The following is a 16631-nucleotide window of genomic DNA, read 5'->3' as shown; positions in this document are numbered from 1 at the left end:
CCAGTTGCCGAACTGTGGCTGTACCCGCCGCCCAGGCTGATGCCGCTGGCTTTGTAATCACTGTGGTTGGCTATGTCACTGGCGCTGAGCGTGCCTGTCGAGAGCCGGTTGCGGCCCGCCTCCACCGTCTCACGGGCGCTGGCAATCACCGCGCCTCTCAGGTCTGTGTGGCCTGCCACATCGACATCAAATCCGCCTGCGCCTGCCTGGATGCCGCTGATCTCATTGACGCTGGCGTAATCGCCTTCGGCCTTCGCACGGCTGTAGCTGCCGCTGGCCGCAAAGCCCGCGCCTACTGTCAGGCTACCGCCCATGCTGCTGTCACGCCCTTTGTACGTGCTGGTCTCCTGCAGGCTCTCGATCGTCAGGTCGCCTCCCACGCTGGCGCGCACGCGCTCGCCTGCTACCTGAGCCCCCTGCAGCACGGTATCTGCGCCTGATATCAGCGTGGCTGTCTCACCTGCGCGCACATGGCTGTTCGTCCAGGTGGTATCGCGGCCATCAGCGCTGCCTCGTCCACGGCTGGCGCTGACGGTCACGCCTGCGGCCATGCCATTCTGACCAAAGGTCAAGGCGACGCCCGCGCCTGCGCTGCTGCTTTTGCTGCTGCTCTCCTGACTTGCACTGTTGCGTGCAGCCTGCAGGCGAATATCATTTTGCGCCAACAGGGTTGCATCACCACCGGCTGTCACATCGCTGCCGCGCACCAGGATATTGCTCTTTGCATCGGCACCGGTTGCGACCAGACTCACATCGCCTCCTGCCTGCACACTGGAACCTCTGGCCTGATCCTCGCGCATTTCCTGCCAACTGCTGCTCTTGCTGCTGCCGACCGTCACACTGATGCCGATGCCCGCCTGGGCCGGATTGCCATTGGCCAGCGCACTGGCTGAATCCGCAATGGCCCCTGCATTGTTGTAGACATTGAGCGCTGCCGCACCGGCTGCCAGGGCCTGCATGCGGGCGTCCCCGGTATGGCCGGCAGCCTGCTTCATCTGATCGGCCATCTGCACCGCGCTGATCACCGGCGAGGTCACGCTCACGCTCAGACCACTCTGCCTGAATTTCGTCTCCTGGGTCTGCCGCCAGGTGTCACGCGCCTCGGTGATCGCGATGTCCTGCGCGGCGATCAGCACGTCGCCGTCAGGCGCCAGTACGTCGCTGCCGGTCTGGCGGTATTGGCCACCGGCCACGATCGCCACGTCGCCCGCCACGCTGCCGACGGTGCTGGCGGCAGCGCTGGCCTGGGTGCTGTCCTGGTCGGTGCTGAGCTGGCGGCTGCCGATGGTAAAGCCGATGCCGCTGGACATCAGGCCGCTGCGTTTGGTTTCCTTGAAATGGTTTTCGTCGTGGAAGTCCTGCCCGGCCTCGATGGCCACGTCGCGCCCGGCGCGCAGCGACAGGTCGCCATCGGCGGCAATCTGACCGGCCTCGATACCAATGTCGCGGCCCGCTTGCAGCGCAATCGTCTCGGCGCTCAGGCGGGAGCCCTGCGCGGTATCACTGCGCAATTGGTCGCGGGTCGCCACCGAGGAGCTACCCAGGGTGCCGCTGTGCTTGTGATAATGGGCCTCGTCAAGGTATTGCGCATCGCGGCCTGCCTGCAGATCGATGTCACGGCCTGCAGCCACGCCCAACGCCCCGCGTTCGCTGCTGATGGTGGCGGCTACGGTACGTACGTCCTGACCGGCCTGCAAGCGCACGTCGCCTGCCGTTTCAATACGGCTGCCCACATCCTGACGGCTACCCTGGCGCAGGTAGTTGCGGCTGTCGGCCACGCTGTTTTCATCCTGCGCCACGGTCACGGCACTCAACGTCAAGTCACGCCCGGCCAGCACGCGCGTCTCGCCCTGTACGCCAGCGTGCGAGAACACCCCGCCCAACGCGGTCAGGTCGCGACCGGCGCTGGCCACCAGAGTTCCTTGCGCATCCGGGTTCAGCACATATAGCCCGGCGACCCGATCAAGGTTGGTGCGGCTGAAACTGGATGCGCCCGCTTCATTGGCATCGCTGCGCACGGTGCTCTCCAGGTGCAGGTCGCGCCCGGCCAGCGCAGCCAGTTGTTGGCCTGCCAGTACCTGGCCACCCAGCAGTGCCAGATCGGCGCGAGCATCCAGCAGAATATCGCGGCCCTGAATGGTGCCTGCGTTGTGGATGTTGTCGGCGGCAATGCGTACCGTGCTGCGTCCAGCGATCGTGCCGCTGTTGACCAGATCGCTGCCAAGCGCCAGGTCGATCTGGTCAGCCGCGATCAGCGTACCGTCTCCCCGCAGATCGCCCGGCTGCACCCGCACGTAGACCTGCGGAGCCAACACGCGCTGCACCGTGCCGTCATCAAGCGTCACGTCACGCGCCACCAGCCAGACCATGTCAGTGGTCAACTGCGCCATCTGCGCGGGCGTGAGCGCCACGCCCGGCACCAGATCCCACTGCTGCGCATAGGTCAGACCGGCCTGCATCAGGGTGCGATACTGTTCCTCGTCGCTGGCATGACCCTGGAGGTAGCGCCTGCCGGTCAACTGGCTGATCTGCTCGCGTATCAGGCGCTGCTCATAGAAGCCATCTCCCAGCCGTTTCTGCATCCGGGTCGGATCGCTGGACAGCGCCGCCAGCATGTAGTCTGAACTCAGCCACTGGCGATAATCGGTAAAGCGGGTATCGGTTTCAATCAGGTAGCGGGCGGCAGGATCAGGCTGACGGCGATAGAGGCCGGCATCCGGTAGTTGAGTGTCGGATGCTACGGTGCGGATCAGCGCCGGTGTCTGCGTGCCGGTACCCGCAGCACCCGCTTGTTGGGCCAGAGCGGCAGCGGCCTGGTCGCGTGCGGTCTCGACGGCGGCCTGCGGTCCGGCATGCGCCTGCACTTCGGTCACGCGTTCGCCCAGCGCTGCCAGTTCAACGGTCAGGCTGCCATCATCAACCCGTCCACCCGAGGCCTGGGCGTCTGGCGCATAGCCGCTGCCCTGGGCCTGCGTGTCGCCTTCGGCACGCGTAACCGGCAACGTGATACTGGTCACTTCATCAGCCGGCAAATAGGCCACCCGATCGCCCCACCTGCGCTGGTGGTAACGCTTGAAGCCGCCGCGCCAGCGGCTGTAGGTGTACTGGCTGGTGCCTTCCTCATGGACCACATGCACGCCTTCGGCGTCGATGTTGTCAAGCCTTTCCAGGTCCCCTTCGAGCGCACCGCCTGCGACGATCTGACTCTTATCGTTGACCAGATGACCGCCTTCGAGACGCAATGCGCCCCCGGCCAGAATCTGGCCTGGGTCAGAGACCGCCACCTGAGTCTCGTACTCGGTACGCGTCACTGCATACTGAGTCCAGTCACGGATCTTGTTACCCGCGAATCGGTTGTTGTAGGTTGCGATTGCCTGATCCAACGCCTCGTAGCGCGTCTCGGATTCAACCTGCCATTGCGCATGGTCAGTTTGATACTGTGCCCAGGCCTGATCATAAGCCTGCTGATCGGCGCGATACGTGTCCCATGCCGCCTCATACACGCCACACGCCTGGGCATCATAGCCAGCCCCTGTTGCGCAGGCAGTCTGGCCTGCAGGATCGGGTGCCGTCGGCTGCGCCAGGGTTGGCCTGGGCGGTGCGGCGGCCGGTGCTGGCAGGCTGAAATAGCTCCAGGCCGGATCATGGCTCGGGTAGTCCGCCCCCGCCAGCGGGGTGCAGACTTCGCTGGCCTCATCGCCTGTGCAATCCTGCTCGCCTACGCGTGGCACCGGCGACAGTCCCAGCACACCGCTATCGTTGTCGGGCGGATCTGTTTTAAAGCGATACTGGCCTGCCCGGCTCCAGCCCTCCCAGCGCAGATTCTCAGCCAGGATTTTGAGTGTGCTGCCACGCGGCTGGATATACAGCAGCGATTCGGGACCCGCAACCTGCTCCAGCGTCGTCCTGAAATCGGCATTGGCGTTTTCCAGCGCCGCAGCGCCCAGCCGCAGGTTACCGAGTGCCTCGATCGTGGCCCCGACGTTGTCGATCCGGCCCGCCAGACCGGTCGCCCGATACTGCGCATCGAGCATACCGCCGACAGCCATATCTCCGGCGCTGAACACCAGGGCATGCCCTGTGTTACGCAAGGTGCCTGCGGCGATGTCGAGGCGCTCGCGTGCGGCGATCACCGCCGAGGTCGTCGCGCCGTCAACGGTTTCGGCGGTATTGTCGAGCAGGTCGGCTCGGATCGACACCTCGTCGCCATAGATGCGGCCAGTACCGGTGTTGTTGAGATGGGCAGCATCGATACGTGTGTGAGCACCATCGATCAAGCCACGGTTATCCAGCCGGTCAAGGACGTGAAGCGTCGTCTTGTCGGCCAGAAGGCGTCCCTGCGCCGTGTTGTCGATTTGGCGGGCGCGCAGAGTCAGGCTGTCGCCGGCGGCCAGTTCACCCCGGTTGACGATCCGGCCAGCGCTGGTCAGCGCCACGGCACCATTGGCCTGCAGTTGTCCCTGCGCTTCATGCTGATAATCCTGACTGAGATCGGCAGCCAGATCGCCCGAGCTCAGCACCTGCCCATCGCCGCTCAGGCGGGCGGCGGCAATGTCCAGACGCGTTCCAGCCAACAAGGCACCGGCGCGGTTGTCCACCGCCAGGGCGCGCTGCTGCACGTCTGCCGCATCACGGTCATGCAGGTTCAACACGCCGTCGGCTGACACCAACCCATCCCGGTTGTCGAGTCGCTGCGCCACCGCCAGACGGGCCTCGTCCGCCTGGAGGGCACCACGCCGATTATCGATGCCGGCGGCAGTCAGCGCCATGGCCTGTCCAGCCGCGACGACACCTTCGCGGTTATCGATCTGCCCTGCCGTGATGCGTATCCTTTCAATCCCAGCGATACGGCCCGACTGGTTGTCCAGGACTCCCGTATCGACCTCGATGTCGCGGGCGCGCATCTGGCCGCCGCGATGATCCAGCCGTTGTGTCTGCTGCGTGCGCAGAGCCAGATGGTCGCGCGCCGACAGCGTGGCTTCACGCGCATCGATGTCGCCTGTTTCGGCCACAATCTCGATTGCTGCGCCACTGAGCTGGCCGCCGCGCACGTCCACGCTGGCGCCCGCCAGCGTGACGCTGCCGCTGGCAGCGGTCTGTCCCTGCGCCTGGGCGGCCTGCCGTGCCTCGGCGCGCAATGTGCGGGCGCCGTCGACAAACCTGCCTGTGCCATCCACACCTGCGGCCAGCAGGCTGCCGGTGCTGCTTTCCAGCGTCTCTGTGGCCAGCGTCAGATCGCCCTGTGCGGCGATCGCGCCGCTGTTGCGCACGCGGCGGTCACTGTCGATATGGCTGTTACCCTGTGCATACAGACTGCCGGCGCGATTGTCGAGATCGCCTCCCAGGCGGATATCAAGATCACCCGCCGTCACGATCTGACCATCGCGATTGTCCAGCGTGCCGGGCAGCTCCAGATGCAAGGTCCGGGCCTCGCGCTGCGCGATGCGGCCACCTGCGTTGTCCAGGTTTTGTGCCTGCACTGTGATGTGGTTGGCACCCAGTTGGCCTTGCGCGGTGATCACGGTATCTGTAGCCTGCAACGCTGCACCGTCACGGGCGATGGTGTCCGCCTGCGACAGATCGATATCACCTGCGCGAGCCTGCAGCGCAATATCACGCGCACCGCTCTGGCTGCCGCGCATATCAATCTCGCTGCCCTGTACCGACAGGCTGGCCTGTGCCAGGATCTGGCCCTGAACCTGTACCGCACCATCAGCCTCCAGTGACAGATTGCCCTGGTCCTGCACCGCCAGGCGGCCATCGACCTCCATGCCGGCGGCCAGTGCCGAGGTTCGCGCCGCAACAATACGACTGTCTTGGCCCCGTGCCTGCAAACGGACATCGGCACGGGCCGCCAGCACGGCCTGCTCATCCTGCACGATATCGCTACTGGCCTGGATCACGGCATCGCCCTGTGCATAGAGTGTCCCGGCATTGCGCGCCTCGCCCGAGGTACGCACCACGATATCGGCGCGCTCGCCGCCGGATGACAGTATCTGGCCCTGGTTGTACAGCTTGCCATCAGCCGAAATGGCCACCTGCCCAGCACTGGCGGCGATACGCCCGGCGTTGCGCACGCCCAGGCCCGCCTCGGTGCCCACCAGCGCAATCTTGCCTGCATACATGCCGCCCAGCGCCGCGACATCCAGCGCATAGCCAGATACCGGCCCCGTGGCGGGATCACCCTGCCCAGGCCGCGCCGTATCGACTGCAGAGCCGGCTGCAGCCACTTCGCTGGCCCCCGCAATGACCTGCAGGTCGTTGGCCCAGACCCCGGCATTGACTTCGACTGCCCGCGCCAGCAGGCCGGTGTAATCCGTACTGCTGGCGTCCAGCCCCTTGCCCTCGATGGCAATCGTGCCACGCTGTACGCGATAGCCCTCCAGGCTGCCACCCTGCAGGATCGGCTGGCCGGTCGTGATCGTGGCTCGGCTGGCGTTGATAAAGCCGCCGCCATCGATCTGCACGCCAGCCGGATTGGCAATCACCACTTCGGCGCGCTGGCCAGCGACTTCGACATAGCCGCGCAAGTGGCTGGGGTCGCTGCTGTTGACTTCGTTCAGGATGACACGCGCCTCGCCGCGCGCCAGCCACGGATTGCCCTGCACCCATCCCCCCAGTTGGGTCTGTGCCTCGCGGCGGCTGTTGTTCAGGATTGCGCCCTGCTCCTGCACATCGAACTGGCGATACTCGTTGCGACTGACCCCTGCCGCGCTGGGCGTCTGGATATTGACCAGTGGCACGCCGTTGGGTGCCTGCAGAATCGTAGGCTGCTGGTTGCCGGGTGCCGCCGGATCGGCCACGATCTGGGCCTCAGCCGGACGCACAACCGCCAGTGCCAGCAAGATCGCCATTGATAACAGGCCGAGGCGAAAAAACGGCATCGATGTTCCGGCCAGCACGACAGCGCCCTGCGTCGTACGCCCGCCCGCCTTACCAAGGCCGCGTGCCGTTTCACCGACGACGATGAGCTGCCCGCGCACTGCGCTGAAAATCACTTTGTACAGGTTTTTATTCATGTCATTGCCCCGTTCGCACCTGGACCGATCTGCGACCAGATGCCCGGAAAATGCTGCGTTTTCAGAATTGGTAGCTGAGACTGAAACCGGCTGTCTTGCTAGCCGTCTGGAATCCATCAGGCTTGCGCAGCGGCAAGCCACCGAACAAGTCATACTGCAGACCACGCCAGCCACCACGCACGCCAATCACGCCGCCGACCAGCGTACGCCCCAGCAGCCATTGCGCCGACTGACCACCGACCCGTCCGGCATCCACGCCGAGATAGAACTCCTGGCCCGTGTTGCCCAGCGCCAGCCCCAGATCGTTGCGCCATAGCCAGCCACGCTCTGCCATCAGCGTGGACTCGCCATCGAAACCACGCACGGTATAGCGTCCGCCAATGGCAAAGCGTTCCTGCGGTGACAAGGGCGTACGGTTGAACTGAGCACGCCACAGTCCGGCATAGCGCAATCGCAGAGGCCCCAGCTGGAACGGCACCCCCAGGCTCAGATCGGCAGTAATCAGTCGAAAACGCGACGTGCCTTCGCCAAAGGCCTCTTCGGGCGCGGGCAGGGCACCAAACGCCCCGGTGCCATGACGGTAAGCCAGGCTGGCATCGAGCACGGCCCGGCCCAGGTAGGCCCGATGCGACAACCCAGCCTCCCAGCCGCCCGTAGCCCGTCGCTGAACTTCGATCTCGGTATCGTCGATGTAGTTGCGCGAACGCCGCTTGAAGACGCGCACATGGGCGCTGAGCTTGTTGCTCGCATCGCGCCATAACAGGCGCGACAGGCGGAATTCAGCCTGGCGGCTTTCGCCGCTGTATTCATAGGTCTGGTTCAGGCCGGCAATGGACTGATAGTAGCGGTTGCGGCTGGCCGTGACCGAAAACAGCCAGTAGCCATACGGCACCGAATAATGCAGCGTATCGGCACGCGAACCACGCCGGCCCGACTCGCCACCGCCCAGGTCATGGCTGAGACTGGCATAAAAAAGATCGTTGAGCGTCCACCAATGATCATAGGATACCGTCAGGCTGCCCTGGTACTTGCCCGTGGCGCGTGTCCCGCCATCATCGACCGACGCCACCACCCGCCAGGGAAAGCCCTGTCCGTAGCGAACTACGATATCGCTCTGTCCAGGCAGCGCATCATCGCCGGTTGCCGGCTCGATCTGGATGTCGGCATCGGCGGTAGGCACACGCTTGAGGTTTTCGAGCATTTGCTCGATATCGCGCAGGTCAAGCAAGTCGCCGGGTGCCATCGGCCGGGCATTCCAGAGCCGTGCGCGCGGGTCGGCAGGCTCGGCCAGACGGATGGCTCGAATGCGGCCAGGCAGCAGCGTCAGCGTCAGCGTTCCCTGAGCCAGATCCTGCGGCGAGGCCAGGACCCGCGTGGTGATGTAGCCATGATCGACAATTGCGTTCTGGATCCGGGCCATGACCAGATTGATGCCTTGCGCGCCCAGGCAGCGGCCAATGGCTGGATCGTCAGGCCGATCAGCCGCCCGCAAGGCCCATTGAAAATCTTCCGAGGACTCGCCCTCCAGGGCAATGTGTTCGATCGGAAAGCAAGGCTGCTCGGCCACCGGCAAATAGGCAGCCCTATCAGTCGCAGTCGACGACTCCAGGCGCACGTCCGGCGTGCGCTCCTGCGCTTCGCGCAGCGCACGCTCACGTTCCTGCTGCCGGGCCTGCTCCTGGGCATCCAGCCCCATCCCGACAGAGCCCATTCCCTGCCCCTGGACACCAAAGGCCACCACGACACAACTGGCCGCCAACAACAGCCGAGCATAGCGCCGCCCATCCCGCAGCACCCTGGATTTTTGTATTGTCATTTTCAGCGCTGCCCTGAATGAATACAGGCAGACTATTGTTTATATATATTTTAACTATGCAACTCCAATTGGGAATTTATCGTGTTTGCTCTTTTTTGGTGCGATTAAATGTAACAGGCCTGCTTTGCAACAGGCCCGGCCAAATCAAAATTGAAGACGTCAACGGAACATTCCAGCCAGATCGACAGAAAATTTTCGATACTCAATCAGGCCATTCGAGACATATTCCGTGTAGGCAAGCTCAGCGCACTTGCGTCGCACCATGCCCCGCATCTGCCAGCGCCTGCGTCAGTTGATCCACTTCCGCGCACCCCTGCTGACCACACAGCATTTGCAGATAATGCAGATTCTTGCGTGCGGCCTCGATATCGCCCGTGGCAATGAACAGTTCGCCCTGGTACTCGAGTGCCGGTCGGTGTGTGCCATCGAAATACAGGGCTTCGCGATACCACTTGCCGGCTTCGTCGTAGCGCCCCAGCTTGCGATAGCTGAAGCCCAGCAGATTGAACAGATCGGGGTGGCTGTTCTCCTGTGCCAGTGGCAACAGCGCCTCGATGGCTGCAGCATAATCACCCGCATAGATCTGGGCACGAATGGGGGAAATGTCGGGCAGATCCGACACCGGTGCCGTATCGGCTGCCCAGACGCTGCCGGTGGTCAGCACCAGCGCCACGCCCAGGGCGCTCAGCCGGAACCGGCTCATGCCGCCTCCTGCTCGAGGCCAGCGTATTCACCCATCGCTGCCAGGATATCGCGCTTGATCGACACGAAGGCATGACTGGCCCGATCTCGTGGGGCCGGCAGGTCGATCTCGATCTGCCGGACGATGCGGCCCGGATTGGCGTTCATGACCACGACCCGATTGCTCAGGTAAATGGCCTCGTCGACATCATGCGTGACCAGGATCATGGTCACGCCTTCGACACGCCAGATGCGCAGCAACTCCTGCTGCAGGCGAATGCGGGTCAGCGCATCGAGCGCGCCCAGCGGCTCGTCCAGCAACAGGATCTCCGGACGGCTGGCCAGACCGCGCGCAATGGCTGCACGCTGCGCCATGCCCCCCGACAACTGGTGCGGATAGGCCTGCTCGAATCCCCCCAGCCCCACCAGCGAAATATGATCGTGCACGGTCTGGGCCTGCTGCGCCGGATTGAGCGTGGAGTTCTGCACACTCAGCGCCACATTGCGCTCGAGGGTCAGCCACGGCAGCAGGCGGTGATCCTGGAACACGATGCCACGCGCCAGACTGGTACCGGCAATCCGGTCGCCGTGCAGCAGGATATCGCCCTCGTACTCGTCATCCAGCCCAACGATCAGTCTCAGCAGCGTGGACTTGCCACACCCGCTCGGGCCGACGATGGAGACGAACTCGCCGGCCTCTACCGTCAGGCTGGCCCGATCAAGCACCTGCACGCTGGCGCGGCCCTCGACCTCGTATTTCTTGGAAACATTGCGGATTTCCAGCCGCCCGCTCTGACTCATGATTACTGCTCCCTCAGTCCTGAATAGTCTCTTGTCGGGGCGACCGGGGCCGATCGCCGCCCGCCATCATCAACCGTCGTAGCCCTGCTTCCAGCGCAATACGCGCCGTTGCAACAGGTACATGCCGCGATCGATGGCAAATCCCACCAGACCGATGATCACCATGCAGACCAGCAACTGGTCGGTCAGCAACAGGCCCTGGGCACGGAAGATCAGGAACCCCAGCCCTTCCAGCCCGCTCAGACCCTCGGCCACCACCACCAGTGCCCAGGCCAGCCCGGCCGCATAGCGCAGCGACACCATGATGTTGGGCATGGCGGCCGGCAGGATGATCTGCCGCACCAGTTGCCAGCGCGTGAGCGTCAGCACCCGGGCCAGCTCGATGTGGCTCTTGTCCACATTGCGGATGCCCTGCAGCGTATTGAGGAATACCGGGAAGAACACCGACTTGCCGATCACCAGGATCTTGGCCGGTGCGCCCAGCCCCAGCCAGAGCACGATCAACGGAAACCAGGCGATACCCGGCACATGGCGGATAGTGTCGAACGTCGGCCCCAGGAAACGCTCGACGTTCTGCGACAGACCGGCGGCCACGCCCAGCACAACGGCCGTGATGGTGCCGTACAGGAAAGCCTGGCCGACGATGCTCAGGCTGGCCAGGAAATCCAGGGCCAGATTCTGGCGCAGCAACATGTCCCAGAAAGACGCCACCACCACTTTCGGCTCGGGCAGGAACACCTTGTCGATCCAGCCTTGCGATGACGCCATCTGCCATAGCAGCAGGATGGCAGCGGGCAGGATCAGGCCGATCAGGTTCTGCCTGCGCCACCGTGATCGCGCCGGCCCGGAACGTGTGCTGGGCAGGCCGAGGCGGGCCTGGTCGATGGTCTGGACGGCTGTGCTCATGTCCGCTCCCTGTTGCGTATCCGCGCTTACTGGCGGTAGATCGAGTAGTCACCGCCCACGAAGAAACGGCCATCGATGAAGGCATCCACCTGGTCGTCGCTCAGGCGGCGCTCGGAAAGAATGTCATCGCCATTGGCGACATACCATTCCTGGAAATTCTTGATGGCCTGGCGTGCACGCTCGGCATTGGGCTCGCCAGCCATGAACTCCCACTGACCCGGATGCGTGATCTGGAACTTGGCGATATTGACCGGCACACGCGTTTCGCGCGCCACGATCTCGGCAGCCTCGTCGACATTGTCGAGCGCCCATTCGCGGGTGCGCTCGCGTGCCGCCAGGAATGCCTTGACCACGTCGGGATAGCGATCCACGAAGTCGCGACGGGCGAAATAGGTGACCCGACCGCCATTGTTGACATAGACCCCGTCATCGGGCGACTGGGCCACGACCTTGAGCTTGCCCGACAGCCAGGCTCCGGTGAAGGCACCTGCCGCCAGGTGGGCGGTGGTGGCATCGGTCGCCCCGGACAGGACGGCCGAAATGGCGACCGCGCTGTTGTCGATGGACTCGTAGCGCACGCGGCCACGCTCGTTGCGAGAATCGAATGGCAGGCCTGCCTTGGTCAGGATCTCGAAAGGCGAAGACCAATAGCAACTGATGCGGCTGCTGCCGAATTTCTTGCCATCCAGGTCGGCGACCGAGTTGATGCTGTCATTGTCGGCCCGCGCCAGGATCGGCGCGCGATAGCGGTTGGACGGTTCCGACGCCCAGATGATCACGCCATCCAGGCCGTTGGCGCGATGCACGGTCGCGGGATAGATCATGCGCTGCGCAATGGCGATGGCCCCCCCGCCCACGGCAGCCGCTTCGGCCCCCAGCAGTTCGGCTGCGCCCGAGGCGATCAGGTTGACCTTCTGGGTACCGATGCGACCGAACTCTTCTTCGAAGAAACCTTTTTCGCGTGCGATCACCGACCAGGGAGAAAGCTGCAGATTGATCTCGGGCAGTGCCTGGGCCTGAGACGGTCCGGTCGAGACGGCAGCCGATGCATCCGTGGCGGCATGAGCCTCCGGTGTGCGCAGCAGCACGCTGCCGCCGGCCACGCCCAGGGCAACCAGGGTTGAGACATAAAGTTTGAGGTAACGGCGCGCAGGCGCAGTATTCGGTTCGGAACGCTGGAAACCGGACGACATGGATGATTCTCCGCTGATGAATATGATCGAATATCGAATTCAGCCAGCAGGCTAGCACGCATTGATTTTGGTCAATAAATATATGTTTTGAATTTGCTATTCAAAAATAAATATTAAGCATGGCCGCATAAAAACACAGAATATATATAGAGACCCTGATCCTGGATATATATTAATCACCCAGAATAATGCCCGACAGAAAATACTCGCGCGCCGATCTCCGCCTGCCAGCGACGGCCTCGAACCACCGACCTGCCATACCGCAACAGTCCAGGCGTATCGGACGACGTACACGCGGGATTGTGTGTCTGCTTATGCTGGTGGCCGCTACCTTGTGCCTGGCCACGGTCTGGCGCAGTGGCGCGTTGGCTGGCGTCGATGCGCAGGCTGCTGTCATCCCGCCATCCAGTAGCGATCGCGCCATGCGCCCGCTGAGAATCGGCCTGCTGCCCTCGGCCATGCCACTGGATGATGGCACCCGGCGCTATACGGAAGAAGGTTTCGAAGCCCTGCTGGCGCAGGCACTGGCGGACACGCTGGCGCGCCCGCTGGAACTGGTGCCGCTGCCCGCCGATGCCCAGGCAACCGCCCTGCTGGGTGCCCAGGTCGATGCCGTGCTGTCCCGACCGGAGGCCGACCATCGCGACACGCGCCTGCTGTGGCTCGACACCCGCTTCGAATCAGGCCTGAGCGTCGCCATGCGTTCGGATACCGATATCCGGACCTGGCAGGATCTGGCTGGCCGCACCCTCTGCCTGTCGGCCGCCGACCCGCGCAGCCTGGCACTGGCACAATCACTGGATGCCCATATCCGCGTGCTGCGCGCGCCCGGGCAGGCACTGGCGCTGGTCCGCTCCGGCGACTGCGACGCCTCGCTGCACGCCCAGGCGCAACTGGCGGCGCTCTTCGACCACCAGGACTGGCAGAAATTTTCGGCCACACTGCCACCCCAGGACACGACGCGCCTGGCACTGGCCGTCTCGCCGGCAGCGCCCGCCATGGCAGCCGCGCTCCAGCAGGCCCTGACGGCACTGGACCGCCCTGCAGCATGGCAGGAGCGCACCCACCAATGGGCGACCGATGTCGCTTTCGACGCCTACCTCGACCAGGTCGGCACAGACTGCCACTGACCCCCGACAGCCACAAGGGCACAGCCCCTGCCATGCGCCTCACCCTGCGCTGCCTGACAGCCCTTGCAGGGCCGCTGCTGATCATCGGCCTGTACCAGGACACGCCTGCGCAACGACACACGGGATCCAGCCCGACCGACGCAGACCCTGCCACCCTGCGAGCCCGCTACGAAAAGCCTGCCACGCATTGGCCGCCAGCCTGGCTGGATCCCGGTGTCCCCTTGCGTGAGCTGGCCATCCTGCCTGCCCGCGCAAGGCCCACCCCGTATCGACAGGCACAGGCCGCGCTGGGAGAACGCCTGTTCTCGGACACCGTGCTGGCTGCGCCTGGATACCCATCCTGCGCGGCCTGCCACCAGCCCGCGCAGGGCTGGAGCGCGCCCCCGCGACGCTTCGAGGCCCCGCTGGGCAGCACCGCCGGCCGCAAGCCGCCTTCCCTTTATCATGTCGCCCGACGTACGCACTGGGGCTGGGATGGCCGGCGTGACTCGCTGGTGGCACAGACGCTGGCACCGCTGACCGATCCGGATGAAATGGGCAACACCGACCTGGCCGTTGTCCTGCAGCGCCTGGCCCGCGATCCACGCCATGCGCAGGATTTCCAGTCCCTGTATGGCCCCGGCCCGGTCACGGCAGCCATGCTGGGGGATGCGCTGGTGGCCTATCTGGCAGGTATCGAGAAACCCAGCCGCCTCGATCGCTTCCTGGCAGGCGACCATGCCCAGTTGTCCGACCAGGCCATTCTGGGATTGCACCTGTTCCGCACCAAGGCCCGTTGCCTCAATTGCCACTCCGGTCCCTTGCTGACCGACGAAGGCTTCCACAACCTGCGCATCTCGGCCTTTGGCGAACCTGCCGAGGATCTGGGCCGCTACCGGGTCAGCGGCCAGCCTGAAGATGCCGGAGCCTTTCGTACCGCCAGCCTGCGCCATGTCGGCGAACATCCGCCCTATATGCACAATGGGTTGTTCCCGACCCTGGCGGGTGTCATCAACCTGTATGACCGGGGTGGCGGCGAAGTCTGGGCACGCAATGCCCAGGAGGCTGCCCATCCGCTCTATCCACATGCCGCACGCCGATCCGCCCGGCTGCAGCCACTGCATCTGGATGAGGCCGAAAAAGCCGCCCTGCTCGCCTTTCTGGAAGCACTGTAGAAATATGCGCAGATTGCGCATATTTCAGCATGCACGCCATGCCAGCTTATTAAAAATAAAAATAAGAAAATAATATTGGCAGAGACAAACTCCCCATTTCTCAAGCGACACAGCCGATTTCTGATTCCTAATAAACAAATAAAAAAACAATGCATTCGATCCCCCCTGATCAGGGATTAAATAGTCTGCCTGACCCTCTGGTCTGTTCACATTGGCCCAACCGGACTATTTACCATGATCAAATCGCTGCAAACCCTGGCTGCCGCCCTGGCACTGTCCATCCTGCCCCAGACCCATGCCGCCCCGATCAAGATCGGCGTCGTGCCCGGTGCCTATGCCGACTCGATCACTGTCGCCGCGCAGGAAGCCAAGGCCCAGGGCCTGGATATCGAAGTCGTCGAGTTCACCGACTGGACCACACCCAACGTCGCGCTCAACGCCGGCGACATCGACCTGAACTACTTCCAGCACGAACCGTTCCTGCAGGACGCCATCCAGAAACAGGGCTTCAAGCTGACCGGCATCGACACCGGCATCCTGGCCAATATCGGTCTGTACTCGCTCAAGCACACTTCTGTCGATCAGGTGCCGGAAGGCGGCAAGGCCGCCATCGCCAACGATCCCGTCAACCAGGGCCGTGGCCTGCTGCTGCTTGAAAAGGTCGGCCTGATCAAGCTGCGCGATGGCGTCGGCTTTCTCGGCACGGTGGACGACATCATCGAGAACCCCAAAAAGCTGACGTTCGTCGAAGTCGAAGGCCCGCAACTGGCGCGCATCACCGGCGACGTCGATGTGGCACAGGGCTATCCGCACTTCATCGTCGCCTCCAAGGCCTTTGATCCGTCCAGCGGACTAGCCTACTCCGGCATCGAGGATGCCCGCTTCGCCATCCGTTTCGTCGCCAACGAAAACAGCCTCAACAATCCCGACATCAAGAAGTTCATCGAGATCTACCAGAACTCGGACGCCGTGAAAGCCGACATCCATCGCGCCTTCTCCAACGACAACCGCCTCTACACCCTGGCCTGGCTGCGCAAGTAAAGCCGGCGCTGCTGCGCCCCTCGCCTGATCATCGCCACGCACAGAAAGACACGGAGTTTTCCATGCCGAATCTCACTACCCTGGCCCGCTGGCTGGGCCTCCTGACACTGGCAACCGCCGCCACGGCGCATGCAGCCGATGTCGTCAAGGTCGGCTCCACGCCCGGTGCCACCGCAGATGCCGTCGCCGCCTTGGCTGAAGAGGTCAAGGCCAGTGGACAGGCCCTGGATATCCAGCTGATCGAATTCACCGACTGGACATTGCCCAACGAGGCCGTGGACAACGGCGACATCGACCTGAACTTTTTCCAGCACCAGGCCTTCCTTGAAAACGCAGTCAAGGAGCGCGGCTACAAGCTCGAACTGATCGGCCTGGGGCTGCTGCAGAACATCGGCCTGTACTCGGACCGCATCAAGCGCCTGGAAGACATCCCGGACGGTGCCCGCATTGCCGTCGCCAACGATCCGGTCAATCAGGGCCGTGGCCTGCTGCTGTTGCAGAAGGCCGGACTGATCAAGCTGCGCGAGGGTGACGCGGTCGGTGCCTCGGTACACGATGTCATCGACAACCCGAAGCAACTGAAATTCGTCGAAATCGAAGGCCCGCAATTGATCCGTTCGCTGCAGGACGTGGATCTGGCCGTGGTCTGGCCCAGCTATTTCGTCAACGCCGGGCGCAAGGAGCAGGCCGGCCAGGCGCTGATCTACTCGGGCATCGACGACACCTTCTATGCCATGGGCTTTGCCGCCCGCAGCGACCGGGCCGACGAACCGAAGCTGCGCAAGTTCGTCGAGCTGTTCCAGTCCTCGCCCGCCGTGCGCCAGGTCATCAGCGACCGTTTCGACGGCAATCCCAACCTGTACACACTGCCCTGGCAGCGCTGAGCACTG

General features: G+C 63.7%; 10 protein-coding genes. 4 read left to right on the top strand and 6 right to left on the bottom strand.

Annotation, left to right across the window (positions count from 1 at the left end):
* The 6 genes from DD235_RS14175 to DD235_RS14150 all read right to left on the bottom strand — a co-directional run.
* Positions 1–7019, bottom strand: a 7019-nt coding sequence (locus tag DD235_RS14175) for a two-partner secretion domain-containing protein (RefSeq protein ID WP_109062744.1), incomplete at its 3' end; no start/stop codon positions are given.
* 61 nt (positions 7020–7080) lie between these two features.
* Complete coding sequence (locus DD235_RS14170) at positions 7081–8730, bottom strand: ShlB/FhaC/HecB family hemolysin secretion/activation protein (protein WP_109062771.1); 1650 nt, start codon at positions 8728–8730, stop codon at positions 7081–7083.
* A gap of 346 nt (positions 8731–9076) precedes the next feature.
* Positions 9077–9538, bottom strand: coding sequence for a tetratricopeptide repeat protein (locus tag DD235_RS14165; RefSeq protein WP_109062743.1), 462 nt, complete (start codon positions 9536–9538; stop codon positions 9077–9079).
* Positions 9535–10317 (bottom strand): ABC transporter ATP-binding protein, encoded by a 783-nt coding sequence (locus tag DD235_RS14160; protein ID WP_109062742.1) that lies wholly within the window; start codon positions 10315–10317, stop codon positions 9535–9537. The genes DD235_RS14165 and DD235_RS14160 overlap by 4 nt, the downstream gene beginning before the upstream one ends.
* Before the next feature lie 69 nt (positions 10318–10386).
* Positions 10387–11223 (bottom strand): ABC transporter permease, encoded by an 837-nt coding sequence (locus tag DD235_RS14155; RefSeq protein WP_109062741.1) that lies wholly within the window; start codon positions 11221–11223, stop codon positions 10387–10389.
* A gap of 26 nt (positions 11224–11249) precedes the next feature.
* Entirely contained in the window at positions 11250–12416 is a 1167-nt protein-coding gene (locus DD235_RS14150) for an ABC transporter substrate-binding protein (protein ID WP_109062740.1), read from the bottom strand.
* 314 nt (positions 12417–12730) lie between these two features.
* Between DD235_RS14150 and DD235_RS14145 the strand changes: the two genes are divergently transcribed.
* The 4 genes from DD235_RS14145 to DD235_RS14130 all read left to right on the top strand — a co-directional run bounded on the left by DD235_RS14145 (position 12731) and on the right by DD235_RS14130 (position 16625).
* Positions 12731–13546, top strand: coding sequence for a substrate-binding periplasmic protein (locus tag DD235_RS14145; protein WP_162300507.1), 816 nt, complete (start codon positions 12731–12733; stop codon positions 13544–13546).
* Between the two features lie 32 nt (positions 13547–13578).
* Positions 13579–14700 carry a cytochrome-c peroxidase gene (locus DD235_RS14140; protein WP_109062738.1) on the top strand — a complete coding sequence of 374 codons (1122 nt, stop codon included), beginning with the start codon at positions 13579–13581 and terminating at the stop codon, positions 14698–14700.
* 234 nt (positions 14701–14934) lie between these two features.
* Positions 14935–15741: a MetQ/NlpA family ABC transporter substrate-binding protein gene (locus DD235_RS14135; RefSeq protein ID WP_109062737.1), complete on the top strand. Its 807-nt coding sequence runs from the start codon at positions 14935–14937 to the stop codon at positions 15739–15741.
* A gap of 62 nt (positions 15742–15803) precedes the next feature.
* Complete coding sequence (locus DD235_RS14130) at positions 15804–16625, top strand: MetQ/NlpA family ABC transporter substrate-binding protein (protein WP_109062736.1); 822 nt, start codon at positions 15804–15806, stop codon at positions 16623–16625.
* Positions 16626–16631: the final 6 nt, after the last annotated feature.

Source organism: Corticimicrobacter populi (genome assembly GCF_003123725.1).
Taxonomy (GTDB): domain Bacteria; phylum Pseudomonadota; class Gammaproteobacteria; order Burkholderiales; family Burkholderiaceae_B; genus Corticimicrobacter; species Corticimicrobacter populi.
This window is presented reverse-complemented; position numbering and strand designations above follow the sequence as displayed.

Bases quoted from the DNA above. Each gene is read 5' to 3' on its own strand.
- DD235_RS14170 (WP_109062771.1), bottom strand. From the start codon at position 8,730: ATGGGCTCTGTCGGGATGGGGCTGGATGCCCAGGAGCAGGCCCGGCAG.
- DD235_RS14165 (WP_109062743.1), bottom strand. From the start codon at position 9,538: ATGAGCCGGTTCCGGCTGAGCGCCCTGGGCGTGGCGCTGGTGCTGACC.
- DD235_RS14160 (WP_109062742.1), bottom strand. From the start codon at position 10,317: ATGAGTCAGAGCGGGCGGCTGGAAATCCGCAATGTTTCCAAGAAATAC.
- DD235_RS14155 (WP_109062741.1), bottom strand. From the start codon at position 11,223: ATGAGCACAGCCGTCCAGACCATCGACCAGGCCCGCCTCGGCCTGCCC.
- DD235_RS14150 (WP_109062740.1), bottom strand. From the start codon at position 12,416: ATGTCGTCCGGTTTCCAGCGTTCCGAACCGAATACTGCGCCTGCGCGC.
- DD235_RS14145 (WP_162300507.1), top strand. From the start codon at position 12,731: ATGCTGGTGGCCGCTACCTTGTGCCTGGCCACGGTCTGGCGCAGTGGC.
- DD235_RS14140 (WP_109062738.1), top strand. From the start codon at position 13,579: ATGCGCCTCACCCTGCGCTGCCTGACAGCCCTTGCAGGGCCGCTGCTG.
- DD235_RS14135 (WP_109062737.1), top strand. From the start codon at position 14,935: ATGATCAAATCGCTGCAAACCCTGGCTGCCGCCCTGGCACTGTCCATC.
- DD235_RS14130 (WP_109062736.1), top strand. From the start codon at position 15,804: ATGCCGAATCTCACTACCCTGGCCCGCTGGCTGGGCCTCCTGACACTG.